At 50.8% G+C, this 26,034-nt stretch carries 1 protein-coding gene (only partly in view); it reads right to left on the bottom strand.

All coding sequences use genetic code 11. The features are described from left to right. Positions 1–25,895, bottom strand: partial view of an anthrax toxin-like adenylyl cyclase domain-containing protein gene (locus tag K7B67_RS03395; RefSeq protein WP_252178975.1) — the 5' portion only. It extends 3,565 nt beyond the left edge of the window; 25,895 of the gene's 29,460 nt are visible here — the first part of the coding sequence; the start codon lies at positions 25,893–25,895; its stop codon lies off the left edge, out of view. Positions 25,896–26,034: the final 139 nt, after the last annotated feature.

The following is a 26,034-nucleotide window of genomic DNA, read 5'->3' as shown; positions in this document are numbered from 1 at the left end:
ACCCTGGCCCCTTCACCCGCAGCAAGTTGGTTATGGCCGGGTCCCGGATAGACATACGCTGTCGTATTGCGCACCAGAAAAGTATCATGCCCCTCTTCACCGTAGAGCTGGTAGCGGCAGCCAGAGATGCCTTCCGTCTGGTTGGGTTTCCGGCAGCCCAGTGCCATCAGGTCATCATTGCCGATGCCACCAGCATAAGGCACCTGATCGTCAGCCTCTGCAATCAGGATGTTGTCCAGCCGGATATCCTTTATTAACCGGTCCTGATAAAAAAGCTTTAAGTCTTGCTTGGTCAGGGGAGCCGCAGCAGTTTTGTTACCTTTTTCAGTATCCTCAACGCGCAGATAAGGAAAATGCTGATGGAGTGCTTCGACAAAATGCCCAGTGTCCAGGCTGCCATCAGGACGAACTCTTCTTGGCACAGCGTCCATGGTGATGTTTACCCAGTACTGCCCCTGGTCTTGAAAGGCCAGCTGACTGAAATTCCGATTCAGTACCAGCCCAATAGTGTCAAAGCTGGCCCCTTTGCCCCTGAGCATCAGCATATTGCCATTATCCGGGTCAGCAATCACTGACCCCCTGGCCTGCCAGTCGATGAGATAAAAATCCTTGCCTATATCGCCCATTAATCGGTCAGGATCCTGATCCGCAATCATTTTGTCATCGCCAGGGCCGCCATAATGGAGATCAAAACCTGGCCCACCCACCGTGGTAGTGCCCAAACTATCATTTCGAGGGCTGGCATGGAGTATGTCATCGCCTTTGCCACCGTTCAGGGTTGCCCCCCCAGACAGATCCACCAGGCGGTCATTGCCATCAGCCCCATTGGCTGAATGTTCGGCCAACGTCAGGAAAAGGACATCGTCACCCTGACTGCCAAACAGGTTTTCAATGTCGTATAACTGATCTTTGATGCCTCGCGATCCGGGAGTCGAACTCTCCTCATAACGAAAGACGACAAAGCCTGAACGACAGGTGACCGAAACATTGGCTGGTCTGCCAACGGTGCCGTCATTTGGACAAGACAACCCGGCCTGTTCGACATAGTCTGACCAATCCGGGTCAAACCAGCTGGTACCATTAAGCCTGCCCTTGCCGTCAGCCAGTGCCTGATAATCCTGTAGAACCATGACACCCGTGGTACCGGGGGGTAAAACCAGGGCCTGATAATCGAGGGTATCCGTGCCATTGCCGCCAGAAACCAGGTGGGTTCCCTCAAACAGTAGAAAGCGATCGTTGCCTCCTCTGCCATAGACTTCCTGCTTGTCGCCTGCCCGGGGAGTGAAAACATTATCATGCTCATCGCCGTAAAGGGTATCGCGACTCTTACTGCCGGTGATCCGCTCAAATCCCGCGACATGAAATAGCCCCCCGGTTCCAACCCTGGCCTTGCCCGCTTGCAGATCCAACCAGACGCCCTGATCTGTTTCAAACACCAGGGTATCGTTGCCACTACCACCCTTCAGGCTGGGCTGCCCGGAATCCAGAACAATAACCAGATCATCGCCTCCGCCCATATCCACAGTGTCGTCGCCACCGCCCGTGGTGTATTGCTCGTTATCGTCCGATCCGGAATAGTGATCGTTATTGCCAGTACCAACAATATGGTCAATGTCGGTAAACCGATCTGAAAATGATTTGTCGGGAGATTTTCCGTCATCGGCTTTCCATGTATGACGAACCCTTCTGCTGGCCATATCCACCGAAATAGCATCCAGCGTGTAGGGGATAAAGGGCCGAGATTTCAGCCAGGTCCGGGTCGCCACCTGATACAAAAGCGTATCGTATCCGGGGCCGGCGGTGATGGTGTTATCTCCCATTCCTGTAGAGAACTGGTTATCTCCGCCCCTATCAATTAAACGATTATTACCGCTGCCCCCGATAATTCTATTATTTTCATCGGGGTTTCCGGTAATCCTGTCATCACCGTCCTGAGCGACCAGGGTCGTTACATTTTGCACCTGCAAGTGCCCGTCTTTTTTGTAGGTTAAGTCGATGGTCACTGGTGGCGAAACAATTGTTGAGAATTCAACCAACCATTTGGACAGACATCTTCCCAAGTACGTCGTAGTTACCTGCTCTGTTCTTTTTCCATTTTTAGTGGTCACTTTTGTTTTATGATCTGGCGACCACTTCAGGTCAACATCAAGGGCAGCATTAGCAACAAGCGACTCCAAACCTGAGTCCATTGATACACCCTGAACAATGCTTCCCCAGCTTATCGTTGCTTCTCCTTTTATGAAGTCGCCCGGTGCCACTTCTTTTACTCTCTGCTTTCCCGCTAAATCGAATGACAACCGAAACACACTGTCCTTGGAAAACTTGCCAGGCTTTATTCTTGTCTCGCCTTTAGCGGCATCGTAGAGATCCAAAACCTTTAGCTTTAATACATTATTCGCAAGATCCACCACCAGGCGAACAGGTGCAAAAGTTGTGCATTGAGGTTTCTCCAGGGGAACAAAAACAGGTCGAAAAAAATGTTTAGGGTGAACATATTTTGGGAATAGGAAAAATGGAGGCGTTGTTGTTGGTTGTGTGCTCGGTACAACTGTAGGAGTCAACAGCCGTTTGAATCTCAACGTAACAGTGGGCCGCAGAGTACTGATTAGCTGATCCCTGCCTCCTCCACCCTGAATCAGATGCCGGGTGTGAGTGGTATCCGAAAAATAAATTTCATCATTGCCTTTGCCACCATGGACAATATGATCCCCAGCCTTCAGGAAAACCTTATTACTTCCTTTTTCTAACCAGATTTCCGTGCGCCCACCATCAGCCAGTACCGTGTCATTACCCTTGCGGGTATACACCAGGTTATTGCCAGCCCGGGGAATAAAGGTAGTGCTTTCATCATTCCCATCCATGATATCGTTGTGATCGGTTCCCTCGAAGACTTCGACATTGTCATACACATCTCCCCAGTCTTTAACCGAAAATTGCTTTCTGTTAAGCCTAATGGTCAAGCCCTGTTTACTTTGGGCGTATGAGACCCTGTCATCACCAGGGCCGCCGTCGATGTATTTCCGGCTTTTATCTGAGGCCTCAATAGATATGGTATCCCGCCCGGCTCCGCCATAGACTTCATCAAACTCACTCCCGGTGACAATCTGGTCATCGCCAGATGATCCCTCGAAGAAATTACGGCCACTCTTACCTTTCATCAGATTCTTCTGGTCATCTCCGATTATTTTGGTGCTGTAAACACTGCCAACTACGTTTTCAATATTTTTGACGACCCCGTGGGTTCTAATAAAATCCATAAGACCCGCGTAAAATCGAACCACCGGGTTATTAAGGTGAGTGTAATACCTGCCATTACTCTTATCGTAAAAGGATTTAAGGTTGGCATATTCAAGCAACTGTTTATGATCAAACTTAATCAGGCGATCCTCTTCATCACTCAAAAAGTACATAGTGATTGAAGGATCCTTCTTCCCCTCTTCGAACCCCCTGGTATGTATATACAGAGCTCCGTCGTACACTTCGTCTTCTTTAATATAATCAATGCCCGCCACTCCATAAAAAACACAGCAATTTTCAAGAGTTTTATATGCTGAACTTGATGCACAACGGGTCTTTTGTGCCAGCAATTGACACCCGCCACCAGGCATTTTTTTTTCATTTACAACCCCATAAATTCGTCCTTTTGCATCAGCCTTCAGGCTGTTGTAAGAATGATGACGATGCTTATCCACATTCAGGGCAAAGATGTCTTTTGTAGACTGGGACTTATAAAGCTTTTTGTGCTCTTTAGCTTCCCAGTGCTTAACTTCCTTTCTGGAAAGAATGGCGATAACAACATCACCCACTTTATAAACTTCTTTTGCAGGGAGTTCTTTGAAAGGTTGAATATCAGTACCAGTTTCACTGAACGGCACCACATCCTCAACATCAGGGCAACCTGAACGACTTCGGGATATGACAGTTTTGCCTTTGCAGTTTTCCAGACTGGAATATTTATGAACCAGGAAGGCCGTTGGGTCACCCGCATAATTGATAAAGTTGATACCTGAATCCCGAACCCGCAGGCTACCTTTCTTCTGCAAACCATACAGGTCCTTCAAGATACTGAAGTCATCGCCCTGCCGCTTCAACAGTTCAACCAACCGGTTGGTGAACGTTTGTTTTGAGAGATCTACCTCGAACAGGTAGGGGAAACCATCCTGCCCCGTTTTCAGCGCTTCCTGATTAAACCTGGCAACCACACCAGAAGAACTAAAGGTTGCTTTTTCATAGCAGAAGACGCAGTGATATTGGAGCTTTGAGAAATCATCAATCTTCCGTACCCCCAAATCAGTTCTCAGGCACTGTACCAGGTGCATGCCCTTGAAATGAGTCTCAAACATAGGGCTGGGCAAGACCAGAGTGTCCTTACCGGCCTCACCGTCAATATAAGCAAACCCGGTACCGGGACGAATGTCATCGTTACCTTCCCCTCCCTCCTGAACTACTTCACCGAGAGCATGAACGAGTCTGTCATCTCCGGCCCCCCCACTCTGAAACACTCCCCCCACCAGCAGGTCATCGCCAGCGCCACCGAAGGCTTTCCCCCGGTGCATCTCAAGAAAAATCCTGTCGTCGCCCGCCAGCCCATGAACGTGTTTATCACCTTTTGCTACCACATAGTCGTCTTTATCCGTGGGTTTCTCCACCAGATCTTCAGACAGTTCATCCATATCCCAGATTTTGATGCCTTTTTCACCGCTGCTCTTTAAATCCCTGACGACCTGGTGTCGTAAAGTGCGCAAATCCTTTTCATATTCTTTATAACGATCTTTGAGATGCTGATCTCCCGTTTCCCTCCAGGCAAATCGGCTATAGCCTTCCTCTGCCGCATCCCCGGCCAGCTTATCAATAAACTCTTTAAATGCCTTGCTTTGCACCAGGACATCAAAGTCCTGACGGGCATTGGTAGGCGGGGCAAAAAAACCGATGATGGTCTGAACCAGTCCAAGCAGGGTGGAAATGATGTCCAGTACAAAACCGACCGGTGCCAGAATCACCGAGGCTTCCATAACAGTACTGACCGCATCCAAAGCAATACCGATGCAGTCCAGTGCAGCATTCACTGCATAAAATGCCACCTGGGCACTATTGCCTGCCTTACGGGCATCATCTGCAGCCATGGCACTGGCAGCCAGGGCGGTGGCGCCTGCCGCCACGGCCACAAAGCCTCCCACCATGGGAACAAATCTGGCCAACCGGGATGTGGTTTTCGCCGATAATGTGATGGCGCTTTTCCCTACCAGCCTTGGCGCATTTTCAATGGCCGCACCGGCAAGACCCAGCCCTTCATCGGCAAAGCCGGCGGCTTTGGACATTACCGAGTGGGACGTTCTGGACAAACCGTAAATGCTGCCAGTGTATCCCAGTGCCACCCCGGCAATCCCCGTGGCATAGGTTTCTGGTGACAGAACGTCCCGATATTCATTCAAGTTGTACAGCGACACCGAGCTTTGGGCCAGGCCCGTTATCCCCATACCCACACCGAACGCCATCTGAGCATTGCCAAACCAGGGCTTGCTGGCCAGTTTTGCCTGAACCTTCTGAAATTTAATCAGGGTTAGGGATTGGTCAACGTTGTGTTTCCTGAGCCAGCGGTCAATCATGTTTTCCCGCAAAGCCCCGGCCTGTTTCAGGGCATCACTGCTTTCATGGCTACCTTTTTGATCCACCATGGACTCAACAATGGCCTTGAATTCGTCGCTGCCCCTGATTGCCTCCCTCAAGTCGCTGATGTCTTCCTTAAATCCTGCCTTGCTGTATATCTCCAGAACACTGTCTATGGCCGCGTCCACGGAACCAACTTTACCCGCCGACAACAACTCCACCAGCCTGGTCATCACCTTCTGCTGGAGTTTGCTGTCATCTGCGGGGCTTAAGGCTGAAACGGCAGCAAATCTCTGATTGGCAAAGAAATTAATGGTTTTCAGCAGCTCTGCCGCCTTGCCCTCAGTACCCGATGCCTTCAATTGCTGTTTTAGCGACTCCAACTCCCGGCTGGTCAGTGCTTTATCCAGCTCATCATCCACCTGATCAAGGGTTTGGATGACAGAGCGACCACAGCCCTCACCCGCAGCCCTGCGACAAACAACCCTGGGCAAATCCGGCCCGGGCAGGTTCAGCGTTCTGCTAAAAGCATTAAGCCGTTTGCGAAAAGGCTCCTCGCCGATATTCCATTCGCTACCATCGCCGGACATGGTTTTCAGTAATTCAACGCTGTTTGAAATTGTCTGTTTCAGTAACCGCGCACTGTCTTTACTGTCACCACTGCCAACCGCATCCAATTCTCTTACTAACCCGGCGGCTGTTTCCAGACGATCCAGTTTGGCCGCCACGTCCAGGCGGGCTGGCATTACCCTGACCCTGCCCGGATCATTGATCGCAAGACCTTCAGGATTATTTCGAACCCCGAGAGCTACCAGGTCGCTGCCGGTGTGTTCTCCACCAATCGCCCTGTCCAACACCTTAAACAGCGTTAAGGCTCCTACTGCCACCAGCCCCTGTGTCTTTGTGGTGCCAATAAACATCCGGTTTTGCCGGGTATCCACCCAGGATGCATCCAGAGTCAGCGTCGGCTTTAACTCCACTGCAACCCGGGTGCCTCGGAAATCCAACGACAAAGTCACTTCATTAGTCAGTCTGCTTAAAGCGTCCACCCGCCGACACTGAACGTCTTCAAGCCGCTCATCTGCTGCCAACTGGCCAGCAATATCATTGAATTCAAGTTTCAGCAGCTCAGCAGCCAGTTTAGAACGCGCTTGCCATTGGCTCTGATCCGCAACAATGCCTGTTTTTTGCTCATCACTGACCCGATCAATCAATGCCTGCCCAAGTCGATTCCGATCATTGGGACCCAGCTCACCGACTCTTCTGGTAATGTCTTCAGTCAGGGACTGCGGGGGGTCGTCGGTAACATCGCTGTCTTTAGACGGGGACTGCGAGGGTGCAGTAACATCGCTGAAAACCGATTCCAGATTCTTAATAAAGGCCAGAGTTTCTGAATCTGAACGACCAATGCCCGACTGCCGGGTTAATTGCAATAACCCATCCACTTCCGCTGACTCAAGGTTTTGCCTGGCGGCCACTCGCTCGATATCGACACTCACCATGCCAAACACCTGGTCACCACTCTTTATCAGTGGCTGACGTTGCTCTTCGTTAATGGCTACCGGGTCAATGAGAGAACGGCTGTTTCTGGGGCTTAGCGACATGGGCTCAACAGGTAACTGGAACGCCTCCCCTTTTGACACCCTGAGGGACAGAGTTTCCGCAAAAACGCTCTTCACGGTTTTATCAAACAGACGAACCTTTAGAGCATTTTTATCAATATTGGCAAAATCGATGATGCGCCGCGCAGCCTTTTCCATAGCCTCTTTGAAAGAGTCAGAAGGGTTTTTTAGTGCCTCGCTCAGCTCTATCGCCGCATTTTGCGGTAACTCGCCGGCCACCGCGTCACTGGCACCCGTCAGGGGCAAGAACCCCGCAGAAACGTCAGGCGTCACCTGTCTGGCAATTTTGGTAATGCTTTGAAACAGAAAGTTGGTAAACAGGGACTTAATATAAGATCGGTACTGGCTGTCAACAGCCGTATACTTCAGCGCCAGTTTCTCTGCTTCTGAACGACACTTGGCAAGAAACCGTTGCTCACTTTCACTGGACATCAGGCGATCCAGGCCGGACAGCAGGCTTCCCCAGGACTGTAAGTTGACGAACACCCGTTGTTTAACCGGTGAGCCATCGGTGGACGTTGGTTCAAGATTGGCAAAATCAGCTACGGAAGTCTTGATTTTTTCAATCAGCTCATTGTTCACCATTTTAAAAGATGGCCGTTCGCCTGAAGCCTGCTGCGCCAGTCGTTGGTTTACACGTTCAAGGTTTTCAATCAGATAACGACCGTTCGCCTGGTCATCACGCAGCGCTTCGACTAACACCCGGCTGACTGTTTCCACGTCCAGCCCAGAAACAGCCTTAAACGACTCAGGATCACTGATTTCCAACCGCAGGGAGTCTACCGCGTCCATCACCAGCCGCGCGTAAGGCTTGCCACCCTTCTGAGAAGGCATTTCCGCAACAACAACCTGTCGTTTAAATGGATCATAAGCCCCCTGTTCGTTAATAGTCAGGCGCAGCCCCTGAGCTACTTCTATGGATCGAACGACACGTTGCTCGTCTCCCTTAGCGATGGCGTCCGGGGTTTTTGGCTCAATGGCGGGCAGCCCCAGACTCTCCCTGATGCGGTTTTCATACTCAAGCTCGCCACTGGCAGGCAACAGCTCCGGAAAAATACTGGCCAGCCTGGGAAACAGCTGGGTGCTATCACTGATTTCTGCGCCCTGCCTGATGGTTAACGGGTTTATCTTTATTGTCACAAACCCGTTTTGTCCCTGGTAACGCTCAAGGCGTAGATTCTGGTCTCTGGCTCTGTCCAGCGTCACCAGAACCCTGGCCTGATCGGGAATAATGCGGGAAGCTTTTGCTCCGGCTGACTGGGAAATCTGCGGCAGGTCACTCAAAGAAACAGGCCGGGCCAGATCAGTGGCCAATGAAGCTAAGCGTTTTTTTAATGCCTTGCCTTCATCGGTACTTTTAAAAAAAAGCTTCAGCGAACGACCTGCTTTTTTTAATACCCGAAGACCATCAGCTTTCTGGTCAGCCGACCCTGCGGGAAGGTGAAAGAGAATGGACCTCAGTTCCGGATCAGAAGCAGTGAATAACCAGCCTGCCTCTGGCTTCCCTGTTGAGGGGTTCAGTTTGCTGTCTATTGCTACAGCGTCCTGAATGTGACTGGCGGTGGTTGTCTCACCGAAAGGCACGATCCGCACATTCTTTGGCACACTGCTTACATCCGGTTGCTCGCCATCACTTTTAGCATTTTGTAGAAGAACCCCGTACTGACCACTGTCTTTCATCCTGACCAGCCAGAAACGCTGGTCCTCTCCCGAATTGACAACTTCCGTTGTCTTTATGTTTTGGGGGTTTTGTAAAAGAGGGCTGAGCTGAGACCGTACCAAGGCGGTTTTATCGAGATTCAAAACCAGACGGTCACTGCCTGAATCAGCATCTGTCCTGACCAGCCTGAACTCACCATTGGCATTGTCAATCAGCAGCTTAAACCCTAGCCGCTCATAAGCGGCGGGTTCACTCCTGAAAACAGGCTGTATCTGCTTGCCGTCATAATGACTGATGGCGAATTCAAGCGGTTGCCTGCCGCTGTATTCAAACTCGGAAGGATCGAGAACCAGCACTGACTGGCCGGACGATGGAAATTCAACCCGCGCCAGGCCATCATTTCCTCTGACCTGCCTTAGCACTGAGTTCAATGCGCCTGTCATGGCTATAAGCGTTTTTTCCTGGCCTGAAACCCCGTAGTCTTTCATTCGGGTCAGATGCTCAGGACCTATGGCTTTTAACAAGGCGTCTACTTTTTCCCGGTCGCCATTAACCGGGTGATTCAGGGCTTCATAAGTACTGGTAACCGCAAAAATAAAGCGGGCACGCTCCTGTTCCGGCATCTCACCAAAGTATTGAAAGGCCTGGGCAAACACCTGCCTGAGCTCTGCTGACGGTAAACGGTTAAAGACATCCCTGAAATCAGCAACCGTGCCGGGGCGAATTTGCCAGTCGTGTTCCTGACCGACCAGCATCTTGTGATAAAGGCTGTCTGCCGTTGACCTCAATACCGGCAACGGGTCATAAAGAGCGGTTAAGCCAACGGTATCGCCGAGCTTATCCAGAAATCGGTTATTTTGATTCCAGATAGTATTAACCAGAACTCTTCTGGGGTCAGTGGTGGCTTGTTCTGACGGTTGCCCGTCAGTGTAACTGGCGGCCAGGGCTAGCGGGTAAAGGGTTTTAACGAGGCCAGGAAGGTTCTCTCCCTGGGCTCGGAGGGTTCCCAACTGCACTCGCACTGGCCGGGCCGGGTCATCCCGGTCATACATAAGTACCCTGCTCTCAACCGGCGACCACTCTGGCATCAATTCAATGCGGATACCCCTGCCAACATTCAAACCAAGGTTTTCCCCGGCTTTTATGCCCAATGCCTCCAGTTTTTCCGCTATCCCCCTTTCTGAAAACTGGCGGACAATCTCGTCAATATCCAACTGCAACTGATGCTTGATCAGGCTGCCAGAAGACAGTGCCTGCCAGTAGTGGTTTTTATCAATCACCAGAATCGTTTTGGGCAGGAGATCTTTCCTTTTTATTTTTATTTTTATTTTGATCTCATTCAAGTCAGTGCCATCGTAGGTTACCCGGTAGTTGCTCTTGCCCCGGTCATAGGCAAGGTCGTCCCTTACACCCACCACCAGGGTTTTCAGGCCATTCTGGTCTTTCCGCGCATAATCCCTCATGGATCTCTGGGCATCAAATTCCAGCCTGATGGTCTTCCCGTCAGCAGTATCAAACCCGGCTGGAGGCGTTTCAGAAAGAGCGTGAAGTTGCGCCAGCCTGATAACCTGTTTACCGGAATCTTGCTGACCGTAGAGCAGATCGGAGTGTAGCTTACGGGTCCGGCGCTTGATTAGCTCAGCCAGCAAATCTTGCCTGCTGGCATCACTGATAAAACCAGGCTCTTCTTTCCTGCTCAGGTCAATAAAAATATCTTCCACTTGCCGGATGCGCTCATCCGTCAGGCCGACAACCTTGTCCCGCAGAATTTCTTTAAAAAAATCGGCCTGATTAATCCCGTTGTAACTCGCCGCTGTGGGCGCCAGACCTGCAATAAAGTCCCGGGTTGCCTCGGGATTAATACCCAGGGCATCGGGATTCATCATAAGTGCCAACCAGCCAGCCATGCCGGAACTTTCCGGTGATTGTCGGACCAGTGAGAGTATCGGCGATTGAGTATGCCTGACTTCCATTTTAACGTGATGTTGACCATCAGCCGTCTTCACAATCGGTAGCCTGGAGCCAGGGTTAAGCGTTCCGAGACTGATCAGCTCACTTTTGCCTTCCCCGATAGGAATGACACGGAAACCTGACATATCCGAATAGGAAATCTGAACCTGAAAAGCGCCATATTTCTTTCTTACCGCAATGGCTTCCAAAACGCTTTCGAGCCGCTCCTGTAGCATGGATTTTTTCAGCTCTGGTAAGGTTATTTCCTCGGAAAATCCCGACAAAATTTCCTTATGCATCTCCTCCGTCAGCTTTTCAATAGGCTCCCGGGAAAAGTAACGATCCAGTGTTTTGACTTCCTGGTCACTTAGAATGGAGGTAATTGCCTCGACTTCCCCAAACCTAAACAGAAAATTCACTCTCGTTTTTGTTTTTCTCTCAGGATCAGACGCTCCATGGATGATACGTCGTTCGAAGAAAAAATGGGCAAGGAAAGACCTTATATTCTCGGTGACCGGACCCGTATCAATGTGCTTTGCGTATTCATGAGCCAGGACCTGGGCATTCAGGAAATCGACGAGCACTGATTTTTCGGCGTCTGGATAAATAAGATCGGCAACCATGGTGAACGGGTCACCAATGGCTCGATAATTGGCATTTAATGTTCCCTGGGTTCTGACAGTCAACTTTTCCTGTTGTTCGTTACGAGTGAACCTTATGTTGTTAAGTGGGGTAGCACCGGAATAATAAGGATTAAGGCTAAGCTTGTAAGCTGCGGCCTCATCACCTAATGACTCCAGACTTTTATTAAACCGGTCAACAAAATCCTGCACCGACTCCGCTGTGCCCTGGGGAATCGCCTTGAAGCTTTTTTTCAGCTTTGCCATAACCCGGTAGAAGGTTTTCTCATTATACTCATCAAGGGTCAGAGGCCCCGTGATGACCTCAATAATCGTTCCACCACGATGGGGATCCGTTGATATATTGAGAAGAGGGTAGCCCTGACGATCGGATTTCGAAGCGGCGAGGGCTATTCGTTGATCTGTGTCCGGGAGGGGATCATCTTGTTCATTAAGAACGTTTATATTGAGATACTCTCGCTCAAAGCCAATCCGGTTGGGTTGGTCATCCCTGGCAACAGGGTCAACGTTGGCACCGGCTTTTAGTTCGCCATACATTTGCGTGAAAGATTCACGAATACCGTCATTATCAAAGTAATAATTCCCGAGTATTTCGTTTCTGATATCAGTGGAAATCAGGTTTTCACGGCTATTGAGTGCCTCCTTGGCAACTTCTGCCAGGCCTCTGCTGCCTATACCGGCGACAGGGGCAGTCGCGGCCATTATTTCCACAGCGACTCTGGAGAAATTGTATTCATAGTTCAATTCACCCAATGCTTTATCCAGCGTTGGGTCAACCAGCAACCGGGTGATTGAACCGGATACGCCCGGCTTTTTGCCTTGTCCAGCCAGAGGGTCGAAGGCTTGTATTCGCCTTTTCTTTTTCCCGGACTCCAACTTGGAAAGGCTTTCCGGAGTCTCAAGAACCAGTATTAACTTGAGCTCTTTTGGAAAAAGCACCTCAGGCAGACCGGAATCCAGGTCACTCAACTTTTCAGGACGAGCCAGCCTCCCTGTCAGGTTTTGGAGGTATTGATTGAAACGTTTGCCGATTTCATTATTGCTTAAATAATTAATCAGACTATCTCTGAACCGGTCAACAAAACGATCATACTTATCACTTTCTGTAAATTCAGGAGTATTGGCCATTAAGCCAATCGTATTGCCACTTTCCTCAATGAGAAACAGGTAAGATATTTTTTCTGAAGCTTTGCTTGGAACAAAATCACTGGCGGCTTCAGCTGCTTTTAAAAGAGCGTCGGGTGTTTGCCCGGAATTAAACAGGACAACATCGTTGGCATCCCCAGCATTAATCCTGACACCAAATGAATGGAGCCCGTCGGGCTGTTTTAAGTAAACCCATCGACCATCCTGTTTCACCGCAACGGATGTCCTGTCATTGCCACTGTCATTGCTATTAACGGTGAAAATCTTATTACCGATCAACTCAATTTGATCAGGAAGCTCATCAAATCGCCCATAATTTGCCAGGATAAATTCCTGGACTGCTGATATTTTTTGCGGATCGTCCGGATCATCCACCCTGATCCTTTTTTCCGTTCCGCCCTCAGCCCAGGGGCTGACCCAGAACCCATCATCCTCTTTTACGACAATGATATTCAGCTCTGAGCGCAGCAGATAGAAGGGTATTTTTTTCCGCAATACCCGGTCAACCAGATCGGCCTTCACCGGCACATCGACAAAGTCATTGTCTTTATAAAACCGTCCGGAGGGCAGTCTGCTTTTTAACTCAGCATTCAGACTGCCATAACGAGCCTTCATGGTGATACCTTCGATCAAACCGTGTCCCAAGGGCTGGCCAGTCGGTGGCGGCAATACCCGAGAGCTGTCCACTACCCGAATATCGGAAACAGTTCCGACCTTTTGCAGGGCTCTTAAAATCGGCAGCTCGGCATTCCAGAAAAAATTGTCGTACCTCACCCCACCTTCCGCGAAAATATAAACTTTATCTTGGGCACCCGCAGCAAAAAAAGAGCTGTTGATGGCAGTATTCCTGTTATATAACTTCTTAAGCAGCCCTTTATCTACTTCTTTGAGAATCTTTTTTCCCTGACTCTTTAGTTCGTCATCCATTAAATACAGCCAGCGAAAACCACTAAAACTTTCATTAAGCATGAGTTCCTGTTTTATGTGTTTTTCGAACGTCACTTTATATTCTCGATATTCGCGACGTTTTTCAGCAACTCCGTACCAGAATCCAAGTAAGTGGCTTCTGTCGTCTGAACCGAAACTGTACCCAACACGTTCCAGACGGGAAATCAACTCCCCTCTTTTTAGCAAACTGTCTTCCAGCACGGAGTCCACAAACAGCGTTGCCAGGCTTCGAGCCTCAGGCTCCAGCTTTTGCAAGATTCCGAGCTCAGCCTTCCGCGTTGCCAAGCTTTCGATCACAGCCTTGTTTGTGACAGAACCACCATAGAGCAGAGCGTCATCCAGAGCTTGCTTCAGATTTTCAGTGGCAATCTTCAGATTTTCCTTAGCAGTATCCAGACTTTTCTTAGCAATCGAGTCGATCAGAGATTCCCTTGTATTGGCCGAAAACGCCTTTTTAATCGTCTGTTGATCGTACCCCGGCAAAACAGCAGGAAGAGACTCGCCATTATCCACCTGAACACGTCGGTAAACGTCTTCAATGAGTTTCAGTCGTTCCATAACCCAGGGTGAAATATCCAGGGATTGCGGGATATCAGGAAGAAGGCGGTCAGGCCTTGCACTTCGAACCAGGTCAACACTCTGTCCGGAAACGGTTTCCACTTTCAGTATCGGGTCAGCATCAGCCAGCTGGATAGCTTTTGCGTCATCCTTTTCCCATTGAAATATCAGGCCTGTTTCTTTCTCTACCAGAATATCCTTAATCTCAACGAAGCTGGCCGGTATCGGGATGGGACGCCCTAAGCCGCCATCCCGTTTTTTCTGTTCTATCTGGCGATGAGCAACCACCAGCGAGTCCGCACCGACGACCCGGTGTCCTTTGACGAGTGATTCACCTTCATTGACGATCTGGTAAATTTCATCCTTAAAAGCTCCATAACGGTAAAGCTGGAACCGGGCAGATTCATCCTTGGCAACCATGTCCGCCGACACATCAATAACTCGCCGTTCTATCGGTTGGTCAGAGAGCAGAACCTGCATTGAACAGGAACCACCCACCACTCTTTTGCAGGTTTTCGAAAGGATGATGCCAACAGAATCTCTACCATCGTCTGCACGAATGATTTTTGTGTCGGAACGCTGGTAGTCCTTACCATTGACTAGAAAAAAATCCTCCCCGGAATCACTGCGAACAACAATCGCCCGTGATCGTTTTCTGACCACAGGCTCAAAGTCTGTTTCCGAAGGATCAAGAATGGTATGGGGATTTCCTGACTTATCAGCGACAACGTCTCCCAGACCGTCTGCTACTGGCAGGTTCCCTTTGCGCTTGACCTTTGCTGCCAGGTCCCCTTTGCGCTCGCCCTTTGCTGCCAACTCAGCCATTTTAGCCATACGTTGCCGGGCAGGCTGATCCAACTGAGTCTTGGACAGTTCCTGCCAGAGTTCCTTACCGATAGCGGCACTGAAATTCTGCTTATCCCAGGCGGGCGTCCCATCGTAGTGAGCCAGCAAAAACCTGGCCCACTCAGTGATGGCGCTGTCCCCGGGATGTTGTCTGATGTATTCAAGAATCTGACCGACTGCTTTACTGGCCCCGGTAGAGGGATGTTCTCGCTGTTCTCGCTGTTCTCGCTGTTTTCGCTGTTCTCGCAAAAGCCAGTTCAGGGCAGCCTTAAAGCCGGTATTGTCACCATTGAGCATTTTCAGGTCATGGGGTGCTTCATTAACCAGGGTTCGGTATAAGCGGTTATCCTGTTCATCGGGCAATGCCGTTGGCTTCAGATCACTGAATAAGCCAATTCGTGAACCCAGCTCATCAAAATAGCGCGGATCCTCACCCCAAACCTCCTGAATCAGGCTCTGAGGTCCCTCAAAGGAAGCCTTCCGTTCAGGCGGGGTTCTATTATCAGGTCTGGGGTTTTCAGTGGCGGAGCGAATGAATAAACCAATTTGGTCCTTGTAACGAGCCATCAATCGGTTGTTGTCTTCATGCTCCACATTGGTGGCTTCGCCAGCCACTCGAAAACCATCCTTTTGCAATTGCTCCCTGAGTTTTTCAGCGTGGGTACCCAGATTTTCGTTATCTGAAAACAACATCAATGGCAGTTTTTTGGACACCTTGCGCAAGTTTTCTACGATATTAAACCGTTTTGCCAGGCGATTAATCATACGGCCAGAACCGGGGACAACCCCCAGGCCATGAGCCGTGACAGCCGCCCCAAGACTGGCCATGGGACGATCAAGAATAAACCCCGCTGGCAGCTGTTGCCGGACCGCAGCCGTCCTGGCCAGATGCGCCCCGACAGCAGCTCCCATGGAATAGCCGTGAATCACAATACGACTGGGGTCTATGTTTCGATCCTTAATCAGGTACGACAGCATGGTCCAGGCATCGTCCGTCAGCCCTTTCATACCGGGGGAGCCGTCACTTTCGCCAAAACCCCGGCCATTGACGGCCAAGAGATCCATGCCCTGATTACGGTAATGCATCCAGGTGGTTTTGACCTGGGTTTCACAGGATTCATGAGTTCCATGGAGAAACAGCACGACCTTTTTATCCGCTGACGGGCCACCATTGCCGTGATGAAAATACCCCTTAAGCCTGCCACCGGTCCCGTCCAGTGTGATCTTTTCCGAGTTGCCTTTTCTAACGGCTTCCTCAAGGAGTAATTGTGTGGACACATCAATGTAACGCCGGTCATCCGTTGAACCATAAAGCTGATCGTTCAGGGCTCTGCCAATCGGGCTGGCCGGTAGTTGATCGACCGGCGGAATTTGATCATTGGCCAACACCACCGACTGATAATCAGACGACAGTGCCGTGGTTTTTTTCCCCGCGGGATCAATGGTCTGGTCGTCCTGACTCTGGGAAGACAGCGCCCCAAGTTTTGAACTATGAGCGGCGGCCAACCCGAACAGGCGGCTAACGGTGCTGCCAAATACCTTTTCAGTAAACTGCTTTCTGTCTGCCATCCCCAGCCGCACTATTACCGGAGGCTCCCCGGGGCTGTCAGCAGCAGGGGCAATCATCTGGCTTTGCTCCAGCTTCAGGTCCGGGCGCAAAACAATCTCAATGTTCCGACCCGTGGTTAAGTCAACCCTGTGCTCATGGGCCAGGAGCTGGGCCAGACGACGCTTTCCACCCAGTTCCCCGGAACCATTCAATTTAATCAGGGCGGTGACATCGTCCTGTAATGAGCCGGACCAACCCCGGAAAATAGCGTCTTCTTTATAAATATCCGAATCCCAGGTAATCCACGTTTTCGGGAAGACCATGGCATCATCGTCATTGCCGGTAACAAGGACGCTGGAGAGGGTGCCCTTTGACGGTTCAATGAGGTAGCCACCGCCAGGTTTGATACCAAACTGGTCAAGGACTCCGATGCCCAGCGTGTCAGGCTGGCCTGGTGCACCCTTAGCAAAGTCAACGGTACCCAGAGGCAGATCTGTCCGCAGAACTATTTTATTGGTGGTTGACTTAACTGTCAGACTCTGCAGGGCAGTCTGCTCCATCAGGCGGGCTAAGGATTCCAGCGATTGGCTGGTCACCTTGTTGCCAGCCCATTGCCGGGCAACCAACTCCGCAAAGGGTTTTACCATTCTTTGCGCCAGCTTTTTCATCCCCGGACGATTATCCAACCCATCCTGGTCATGGCTGACCACTTTGGCCAGTTCTCTGCCGAGACTTTCCAGGCTCTCCTGACCAAGCCCTGAAATCACCGTGCCGAGTTCAGCACCAAAATGTTCTCTTGACTCCGCAAGGTGCTTATAGGTTCGGTCAACCTGTTCAAGAAACAGCCGGTTCTGATCGGACCCACTCCCCGGTTTGATCCCCTCCTTCAGGGCAGAAAGTTGTGTCCGTAAATCAGCAGGCAGAGCCCCACTAACAGAGCGTTGATTTAACGGACTGTTCTCACCCCAAAACTGCATCAATATATTGGGGGCCGAAGCGGTAGCCGGAATGACTGGCTGCCTTGATGTCTGGGGCATCATTCTGTGCAGCACCAGTTCCGTGCTTCCGGTCTTCACCGGCTGCCAGGGGCTACCGGTATTGGTAACGGCCAGTTGAAAGGCAGGGAGCACCTTTCCATCCCGGTATCTGAGACTCAGGGCATGGTCAAACAGCTCAGCAACCGCCGTATGAAAATCCTGCCTTACTGAATGCCCGGCAGGCAGTTGATTAAAGCGGCCCAGAGAAAGTTCATCCAACGCCTTTGACAGTTGCCCGACAAGATCAGCCCGTTTCCCCTTGCCCAAATAGCTTTTAATCGTCTCGATATCGCTCTCTGGCAAAACTGACACCAAGGCATCGGTAGGCGACACCATAAGCCCAAGGCCACCTGTTCTGGGGCTTACTTTTTCGAGAGTGAAATAGTACTCAGTCAGTAAAAAGTGCATTAAAAAGGCGGTGAGGGAACGGCCCGGTGTCTTGCCACTGATGTCACGAGCCAACCCCGTGGCAATGGTTTTTGCTCTTAACAGCAGGTCCTGTTGTATTGATGAAGTGTTCAATCGGCCAAGCACAGAAAAGGAATCGGCCAGGTTTTCATAACGGGTTTCTGCATAGCTGGTCGGAACATAGCTGACCGGATGCCGTTCATAAGGTTGTATAGCGATGTCGGAGCCAATGAGATTTCCCAGCCGGTAGGGGGACTGATCATTCCCCGTTGCCTCTTTCAACTTCTGGTTATAATCGGAAATCACCCTGTTCAGGGATTTCTGCTGCTCCAGTCTTATAGTGCTAAAACTGCTGAGTAGCAGCTGTCTGGCCTGCTGATAGCCCTTATCAGCCACCTGGCTGGCCGGAACGACCAGAATAATTTTCCCGCCGTTATCGCCCGGTTCAACTTTTAATCCGAAACGGATGTTGGTTGTTTCGCCACTATCGACAGCGTCCGTGAGCAGCCGCGGGTAACCCGGTTCGCTGGTCAGCGCAACTCCCTGAATGACATCCTCAAACCACAGGGCACCCTGAGCACTGGTTTTGGGCACAGACAATGGCTCTGATTCGCGGGTCGATTGATGGAACCCCAGCGTTTTTCTGATCAACGCCTGCTGTTTTGTCCGCTGTTTCTCGGGAAAAGCCGATGACTTGCCTGCGACCTGGAAAGCTGAGGCCGTCAAATCAGAGAACAGCCGGGTATGTTGTGACAACCAGTTGGCGTTCATGCCTCTGTCACTGGCATAACCGGGGTCAACATGAATAACACTGAGTGACCCCTGACGATTATCAGAAGCTTGCTGGTTAAAGGGCTTCGCCTGATTGAGTGGTTGTCCACCACTCTCTCCACCACTCTCTCCACCACTCTCTCCACCACTCTCTCCACCACTCTGGCTTGAGTGCTTCAGGACAATCAGCTGCCTTGCTTCCTGAGGCAGTGCTATCTGCGCTTCACGGAGCGAGTCGCCTGCCATCAATCCCGACCGGACCAGCTCAGCCAGAGTGTCTGGCCTGCTGGGACTTTTAGGGGTGGACAGCAGATTGGAATATTGCCGAAAAGGCTCCGTACAATCGGTAAAGTGGCTGGCCAGGGTATTCAGCTTTGCCAGTTCGTCCCTGACATTGCCGCCGGAATCAACGACAGCCTTCTGGTATTCCGGTGAAACCCAGACGAGAACCTGACCATCGAGGTTCAACCTTCTGAAAGGATAAAGGCCGGTATAGTCGTTCTCATCCGACTGGGGTGCAGAGGCGGGTATTCGAGCAATTCTGGCAACCTCATGGAGATTCCTGAAATCCCGAACCAGCAACCCACTCTGGTCAGAACGATGATCCAGAGACTGAAAAATATCCTTCAGGTCGGCACTGATTAGCTCAGTCTGGACATCAGTGATACCAATGGCTAAGGGGCGTGAAGCGGTGATATCCGGTGCCGCTTTTGGGCGGACCGCTTTCAAAAAACTTTCCGGCAACTGTCGTATTAAAAAAGAGTGCCCGGATTCAGGGTTTCTGATAGACAATGCCAGCGGTGGTTGGCTGCCTTTGCCAGTCAAGCCAACCGGCTCATCACCAGACGGTTGCTGAGCGTTCCTATCCATCGAAGCAACCGCATAAAGTTGGTCTCCAGCCTTGAGTACTCTTAACCCGTTCTGAATATTTAACTTTTCCGGGATCTGGTGGTCATCCCATTGAGTCAACAGGGTGTGTTGTGCATGTTGCGACAGACCCTCAGCAATAACATTCAAAAATGCCTTGTTAGCCTCCAGCTGTTCTTTTTGGCTACTGGCTTTGTTACGGCTAGACCAGGTTATCTTCGAGTCATGGTAAATGGGTTTTGCTTTGCCCTCATTACCTGAAGGATCTATTTCAAGGGTTAATTTCGGCATCGTAAAGCCGAGCGTTTCTTTGAAGATATTTCCGTATTTAAGCACCAGGGTGTCGAATATTTTTTGTAGACCAGCGGTATTTTTCTGAAGACCTCTTTTCATCAGGCTGGGTACAATCTTATCGTCGCTTAATATGTATGCAGATAACTGCCGGGCCATTCTTTCCCGAGCTATGTGAATGGCATCCTTTTTCTCAAGCGTTTGATAGATCTTTTGCAGGGCTTCCTCTGCCCTGTTCGATTTTTTGTGAAGGACTTTGCCTAAATCAACATCTCTCTTTGCCTGCCGTAAAATAACGTCCCTGTAGTCTTCCATTGATGACACCGGAAGATCAGAAAGAAGGGCCGGGTTAATGACCAGAGAAGGACGCACTTCATGCCGCAACTTCCCGGCCACGTCTTCCAGTTTACTGACCGCCCGATTTTTGATGAGGGCAATATCCTCCTTAACATCAACGTCAAGGCGTTTGAATTTAGCCCTGGTTTTATCCTGAGATTCCAGCCATCTGACCCGATAGACCCCCAGAGCCAGCCTGAAGGTCTTTTGGGCATCCGGTGATTTGATGGTGTCATAGTAATCAGAAACAGCTCCGGCAAAATCAGACAACTCAAGCGGTGAATAACGAGCCTGGTTTTTATGAATGTGTTCAATCCTTTCATGCAATTTTCCAGACTGATAAACGGCTCTTACCGCCCGAAACATATCGGAATGAGGTTCGGACCGGATTCTGATAGTGTCTGGCCCTTTGGCGACCAAATCACGATAAAGCGATGCGTCGGGAAGATGATACAGGGGGGCCAGCCTGAAGCTCTCATCCAACCCATAGTACCGACCCAGGCTCATTAGCTGGCTAGTGCTGTATTTCCAGATATTCCCTGCCGACCCCATGTCATCGGTGCCTGCTAACTGGATAGACCTTAGCAGCGCCGAACCAAACAAACCGGAAACGGCTTCCCGAAGTGTTGAATCGGGTATGTTCTCGATACCCTTTGTACCTATTTCAATAACCGGTTTGCCGTCATCGGGGATAACGACATGACTCTCAAACAGGGCTTTATCCGGATGAACCAGAACACGAACCTGTTCCTTACTGGCATAACGGATGCTTTTTTCGGTTTTGCTCAATACCCTGAGCTGGTCGTTTAACCGCCCGGTCAAAAACAAGTCGGTTATTTTGCTGATATCATCCTGAAGGCGTGAAGCGGGAAACTCGTTATTACGAACCCCCCTGTCGTACTGGGCAATATCAAACTCCATGGCGATATATCGGGCAAGAAGGTCAAATCTCTCTTCCAGATACAGAAGGATGCCCAGTCCTCCCGGAATTTCTTCTGTCAGATAGCCTGAACCAAATTTCTGATACGAAAGCGCTTCTTCTCCTATGATCAACACCGGTGCCTTGTCTGGAATAGCAGGGCGCCCAGGTTTGAGCTGTCCTGACTCAAGAATTTGCAACAGTGGGGCCAGATTAAACCGTTCACGAAAACTAATCCGGCTGCCGGCTCCCAACTTGTTACTGATCTCCGGTGGCACTTTATCAATACGCTGGTACGAACGATTTCGATAGGTCAGGAAACCGCGGACAACATCGTAGTACTTCAGGATACTTGACACCTGTTCAAAGGTATCCGTTTGATAAACCCGACCTTCAGGATCAATGAACAAAATTTTATCGTCACGCTCGGGGTATTTGATATTGTCCTGTTCTGTGCCATGGTGGCAGACTTTGGGCAACCCTCTTTTCGCCGCCGCTTCATTGATCTGGTCAATGATATTTTCCTGAAAATGAGTCAGGGTTCCCTTGTTGGGATCAAACTTGCGTCTCTCACGCGTACCCAATCCTTCCTTCACACGTCGATAGGCAGACAGCCAACGAGCCCTGGCCAGTTCGCTGGAAAACTGCCCCGCCCCCTTGTTCGCTGATGATAACCGCCCAATTCGATCCGCCTCTTCCCTGACGCCAGAGCTCAGGTCGCTTGCCGATTTGTCCAACCGCTTGAACAGGGCAAACAGGTCAATGTCTGCCGTAAACAATCGATGGGAGCCATCGTCATCGACTTCAGCCATGACCTTCAGGGGGCGGAAAGCCTTATATTCCGTATGCCCAATGCCATAGTCTTCACTTTTATACTCGACCTTCCAGAGGTCATTGGACTGCTTGGTCAAACGATACTGAAACACCACCGGGCGCTCACCGGCACTACCGGTGTTGGATTCAATGGTGCGAGTCACCGTTGCCAGATAACTGCCATCTTCCAGAGGCGTCAGCGAGTCCAGCTTGCCCTGTGCCAGTCGGCGCTCAATGGTGCTCCAGTCCAGTTGCAGCTGAACGGCGGCCATTCCCGGCAAGTGGGTTGAATGGACATTTTGGGTGTTGCCCTTTTCGATTTGATAGCGGTGCTCCAGACCGCCTTTGCCAAATACCTTGGACAAAGCGGAATCGAAGGGAATCAATCCCGCCTGTATTCCCCAGTCCGCACTTTTGCCCTTGACACTTAAACCTTTTGTGGCAATTTTTATCCCCTCGCCCAGACCATGATTGAGCAGATCGGACGCGTCTGGATTAATGGGCCTGATGGCAATAAGTGCCTGGTTTTTCCGGGCTATCTCCCTGAATCCTTCCCAAAGGGCCTGGGGTACACCAGAATCCGCAAAAGCCTGGTCACCCTGGATCAGCTTTCCCGCCCACTGTTCCAGTGAGACCGGATGCACTTCCAACGGTTTCGACTCGTGGGGCGCGCGGCGCTGTCTGCCACTTTGCTGGAGGCTCTCGACGATCGGGTCATGGTGTGAGAATTCCAGGATGGCACCGGTCGGGTAATCCTGGAGCAGCGTAAAATATCGGGTACGGGTCAACTGAAACCATTGGCCTGAATCATTCACCCGTACCTGCCGCTCGCCGCTGTGATCCCAACCTTCAGCTTTCGCCAGACTGATTTGTAAATCGGCGATTTCCTGTTGCTGTTTGATGGCCGTTGCAATCACCTGAAAACGACTGCTCCAGCCTTGATACAGAGCCATACGACGATCGTCCGATAAGCCATTGCCGGGGAGCTGTTTGTGAAGCAGCGTATTCAGAGCTGAGGCTGAAGCCGGAGGTAAAATCTGGTTTTGTATAAGAGCTGTCAGTGACTCCGCAACAAAATGGAGTCTGGAGTGGCGTGCCAGAGGTGACACAGCCTTAGTATCATCTTGAAGATTATCGGGAGCAGGAGTTAACTCAAGCGGCTGGCAACCTGTTGCATCCCCGTGAAACGCGCTGAAATCGTTCCAGAATGCCTCCGGTTGCAACCGCTCATAAATGACCATGGACAAGTAATGAAGGAGAATCGAGCTACCCCGGTCGCTGGCAGGTGCCAGATCAGCCAGAGCGGTGGACTGAAACGGGGCAAGATCAGAGTCCAGAAAGCTGCCATCCAGAACCAGCTTGACCCCTTCGTTGGTTATATAGAGTCCATTTTTTACCCAGGGGCTCAGGGACACCAGCACCGTAAAACGGTCACTCATGTCATCAGGTAACCCTGAAAAACCAGACAATTGGGTAAATGCCAGATTGACGTCCCTTTCGATCTGGCGAATGTCCCGGGATGAAAAAAAATACTCAGGCTGGTTGCCGTGATTTGCCGTCACGGTATCCAGCAGCAACTGAATAGTCAGTCCGTCTTTATTTATAAACTTACTGAATAAATAACCGCTTTCATTAACATATCCAAGCTCCCGCAAAACCTTACGATAATGCTCCCTGGCCAGGTCAATGGCTCGGGAAATATCATTGCGTGGAAGAACTTCCTTTTCTCCCCGGGCAAAATCCGAGGACTGGATTTTCCATTGCCCCCCCGGAGTTCTGTAACAGGCCCAGTGCTGTCCGTTCCCCTGCTGCCATAGCAACTTTCCCTGAGCATCGACAGTAGCGAGCCAGGGCTGGCCAAGATCATCAACCTGGGTCAGCCCCCGGGCCACTTCCAGAGCGTTCAATGTCGCCTGCCCTTCTGGCAGGGCAGCCAGCACCTCCTGGAAAAATCCGACAATGCGCTCATCGCCCAACGCGGGATCAGCAAGACAGTAGATCTTTATTCGGTGGCTGGACTGATGTAACCATTGACTGGCAAGACCCGCTGCCAGGGCTGACCCGGAAAAGCCTGATAAACGACCATCTTCTGACAATCGGCCAACCAGCACCAATAGCCCTGACGATGGCGGCTCAGCAAAAAAGTCCAGGGCATTGTCAGCATCCGGGGAAAGCGCTGACAGCCGCTGTGTCGCCTGAGGGTAACTGTGGTGGAGGAATCCGGCGATGGCCTGAATGTCCTCGCCCTGACTCAGGGGAAGAACGTATTGCTTCAGCTTGCTGTTGGTCTTTTCAAGATGAAATGACAGGCTGTTTTGCTGAGGATCGACCGCCAGAGCCAGGTGTTCTTCAGTCGACAAAGTGCCCCAGCTGGCCAGCTGTTTTCCTATCGGGTGCTGCTCCGGGGGCACGGGCTGTTCGCCCAGCGATTGAATGTAGTCGGCCATTGCCTCCCTGAGTAACTCATCGCCATTGAGAAACAGGTTAAGGCTTTCATCCCCGCGCAGCAGTCCCAGCCGGTAAGCACCAATCCGGGCCAGGTGCAGAGGAAAACCCTGATCCTTCGCCGCATCCAGCTGACTGAAATAAAACCGTCGGGTCTCCTGCCAGTTGTAGGGTTCACCTCCCCCCAGGGCATGGTCTAAAAACCGGTACCTTTTTACCATCAAAGCCAACACCCGTTGTGCGACAGGTGACTCCTTACCGGCAGCCATCATGCTGGCGGACAGACGCCCACGCGATTGTCCGGCCTGAACAGTACCGGGAATCAAGCCCGTCTGGTTAATTGGGCGAAAGGGTTGCCGGGTCTCTCTGGCTGCCGCCAGCAATTGCTGACGAACCCCCGGCCTGAGATCATCCAGCAGCTTGAGGCTGTCAATGTAGCCACTGCGAAGCGGTTGCCGGAGTTTGTCCTGACGGTGGGGGAAATCATCCGGATGGCTCTCCAGAACCGCCTGGACAATACCGGCTTCCAGCATTTCCTCTGGCAGGCCATCCAGTTCAATCCCCGTTAGCCAATCCCGATTGATGCCGGGCAGGCTATCTGGCCTGACAATAAAGCCACCGGCACTGAACAGGATCTGAAACCGGGCCAGGTTTTCCGCTCCGTTAATATTTCCTCGCAGTAGCTCATTGAAATAATCACTGGTCAGAATGTTCTCTTCTGGCCATAGCGAGGCAATATCCCGAACGTTAATCCGGTTCCCAAGGTCACTTAACCGGCTCAATTCTTCCCTGGCATAGAGAATCCGCTGATTAAAGCGCGCCTTTTCAACGGCCAGTTCTTTGGCAGAAGCATTGGTATAGGAAACCAGAAAATCCTGCACCGCCCGGTCAATGGAAGCCCCTTTATCGTAACTATCGAGCACATGACGGACAGCACGGCGCTGGGTATGAATTATTCGACTGATTAATTGCCCCGAAAACGGCTCAAGGTCCCGGGCATTGGCAATATCGGCGTGCGCCCACTCTATGATGTATTTTCGCATCAGAGAAGCCAGGGAAACCCTGCTGTCCTGCCAGAGATGGATTTGATAATCCGGGTTGGCCATGATCCAGGCTTTCAGATAATCCAGGCCAATCCTGTCCATTGGCTGGAGCAATAGCATGTGAATGGTTTTGGGAGGGTCTTCGAGGATATGGTTGAGAAAAGCTTGAACGGGGGATAACACCGCAGCTACCCAGTCTTTCTTAAAGGGTTCCTGCTGCAGGTAATCCTTCGCCCTGGCTTCTATCTGGCTGGCAGCCAGCCAGCCTTTAGCGGAATGTTTCTCCTGGATGGCATCAAAAGCACTGTAACTCTCCATTAACTTGCGGTAATGGACCGTATTGCGGTCTTCCAGAGAAAGCCTATTTTTGGCCATTTCCAGAAACTGATTGAAATCAGGCTCTGGTACTTGAGGACGTTTAGCATTCTTACCAGACATTTTTTAAAAACCTTTTGCGATAGCTTTTGTGATAGCCTTTTTGCATTTCCGTAATCAGCGTCGATATGCTGAAAAAGACAAAATATAAACGACAATAATATTATTTTTATGAGGCCCTCAGGTTGAAATGAATATCTGC

Origin of the sequence: Endozoicomonas sp. 4G, from assembly GCF_023822025.1 — a bacterium.
GTDB lineage: Bacteria > Pseudomonadota > Gammaproteobacteria > Pseudomonadales > Endozoicomonadaceae > Endozoicomonas_A.
Note: the sequence above shows the minus strand (reverse complement) of the source record. Positions and strands in the feature narration are given on the sequence as shown.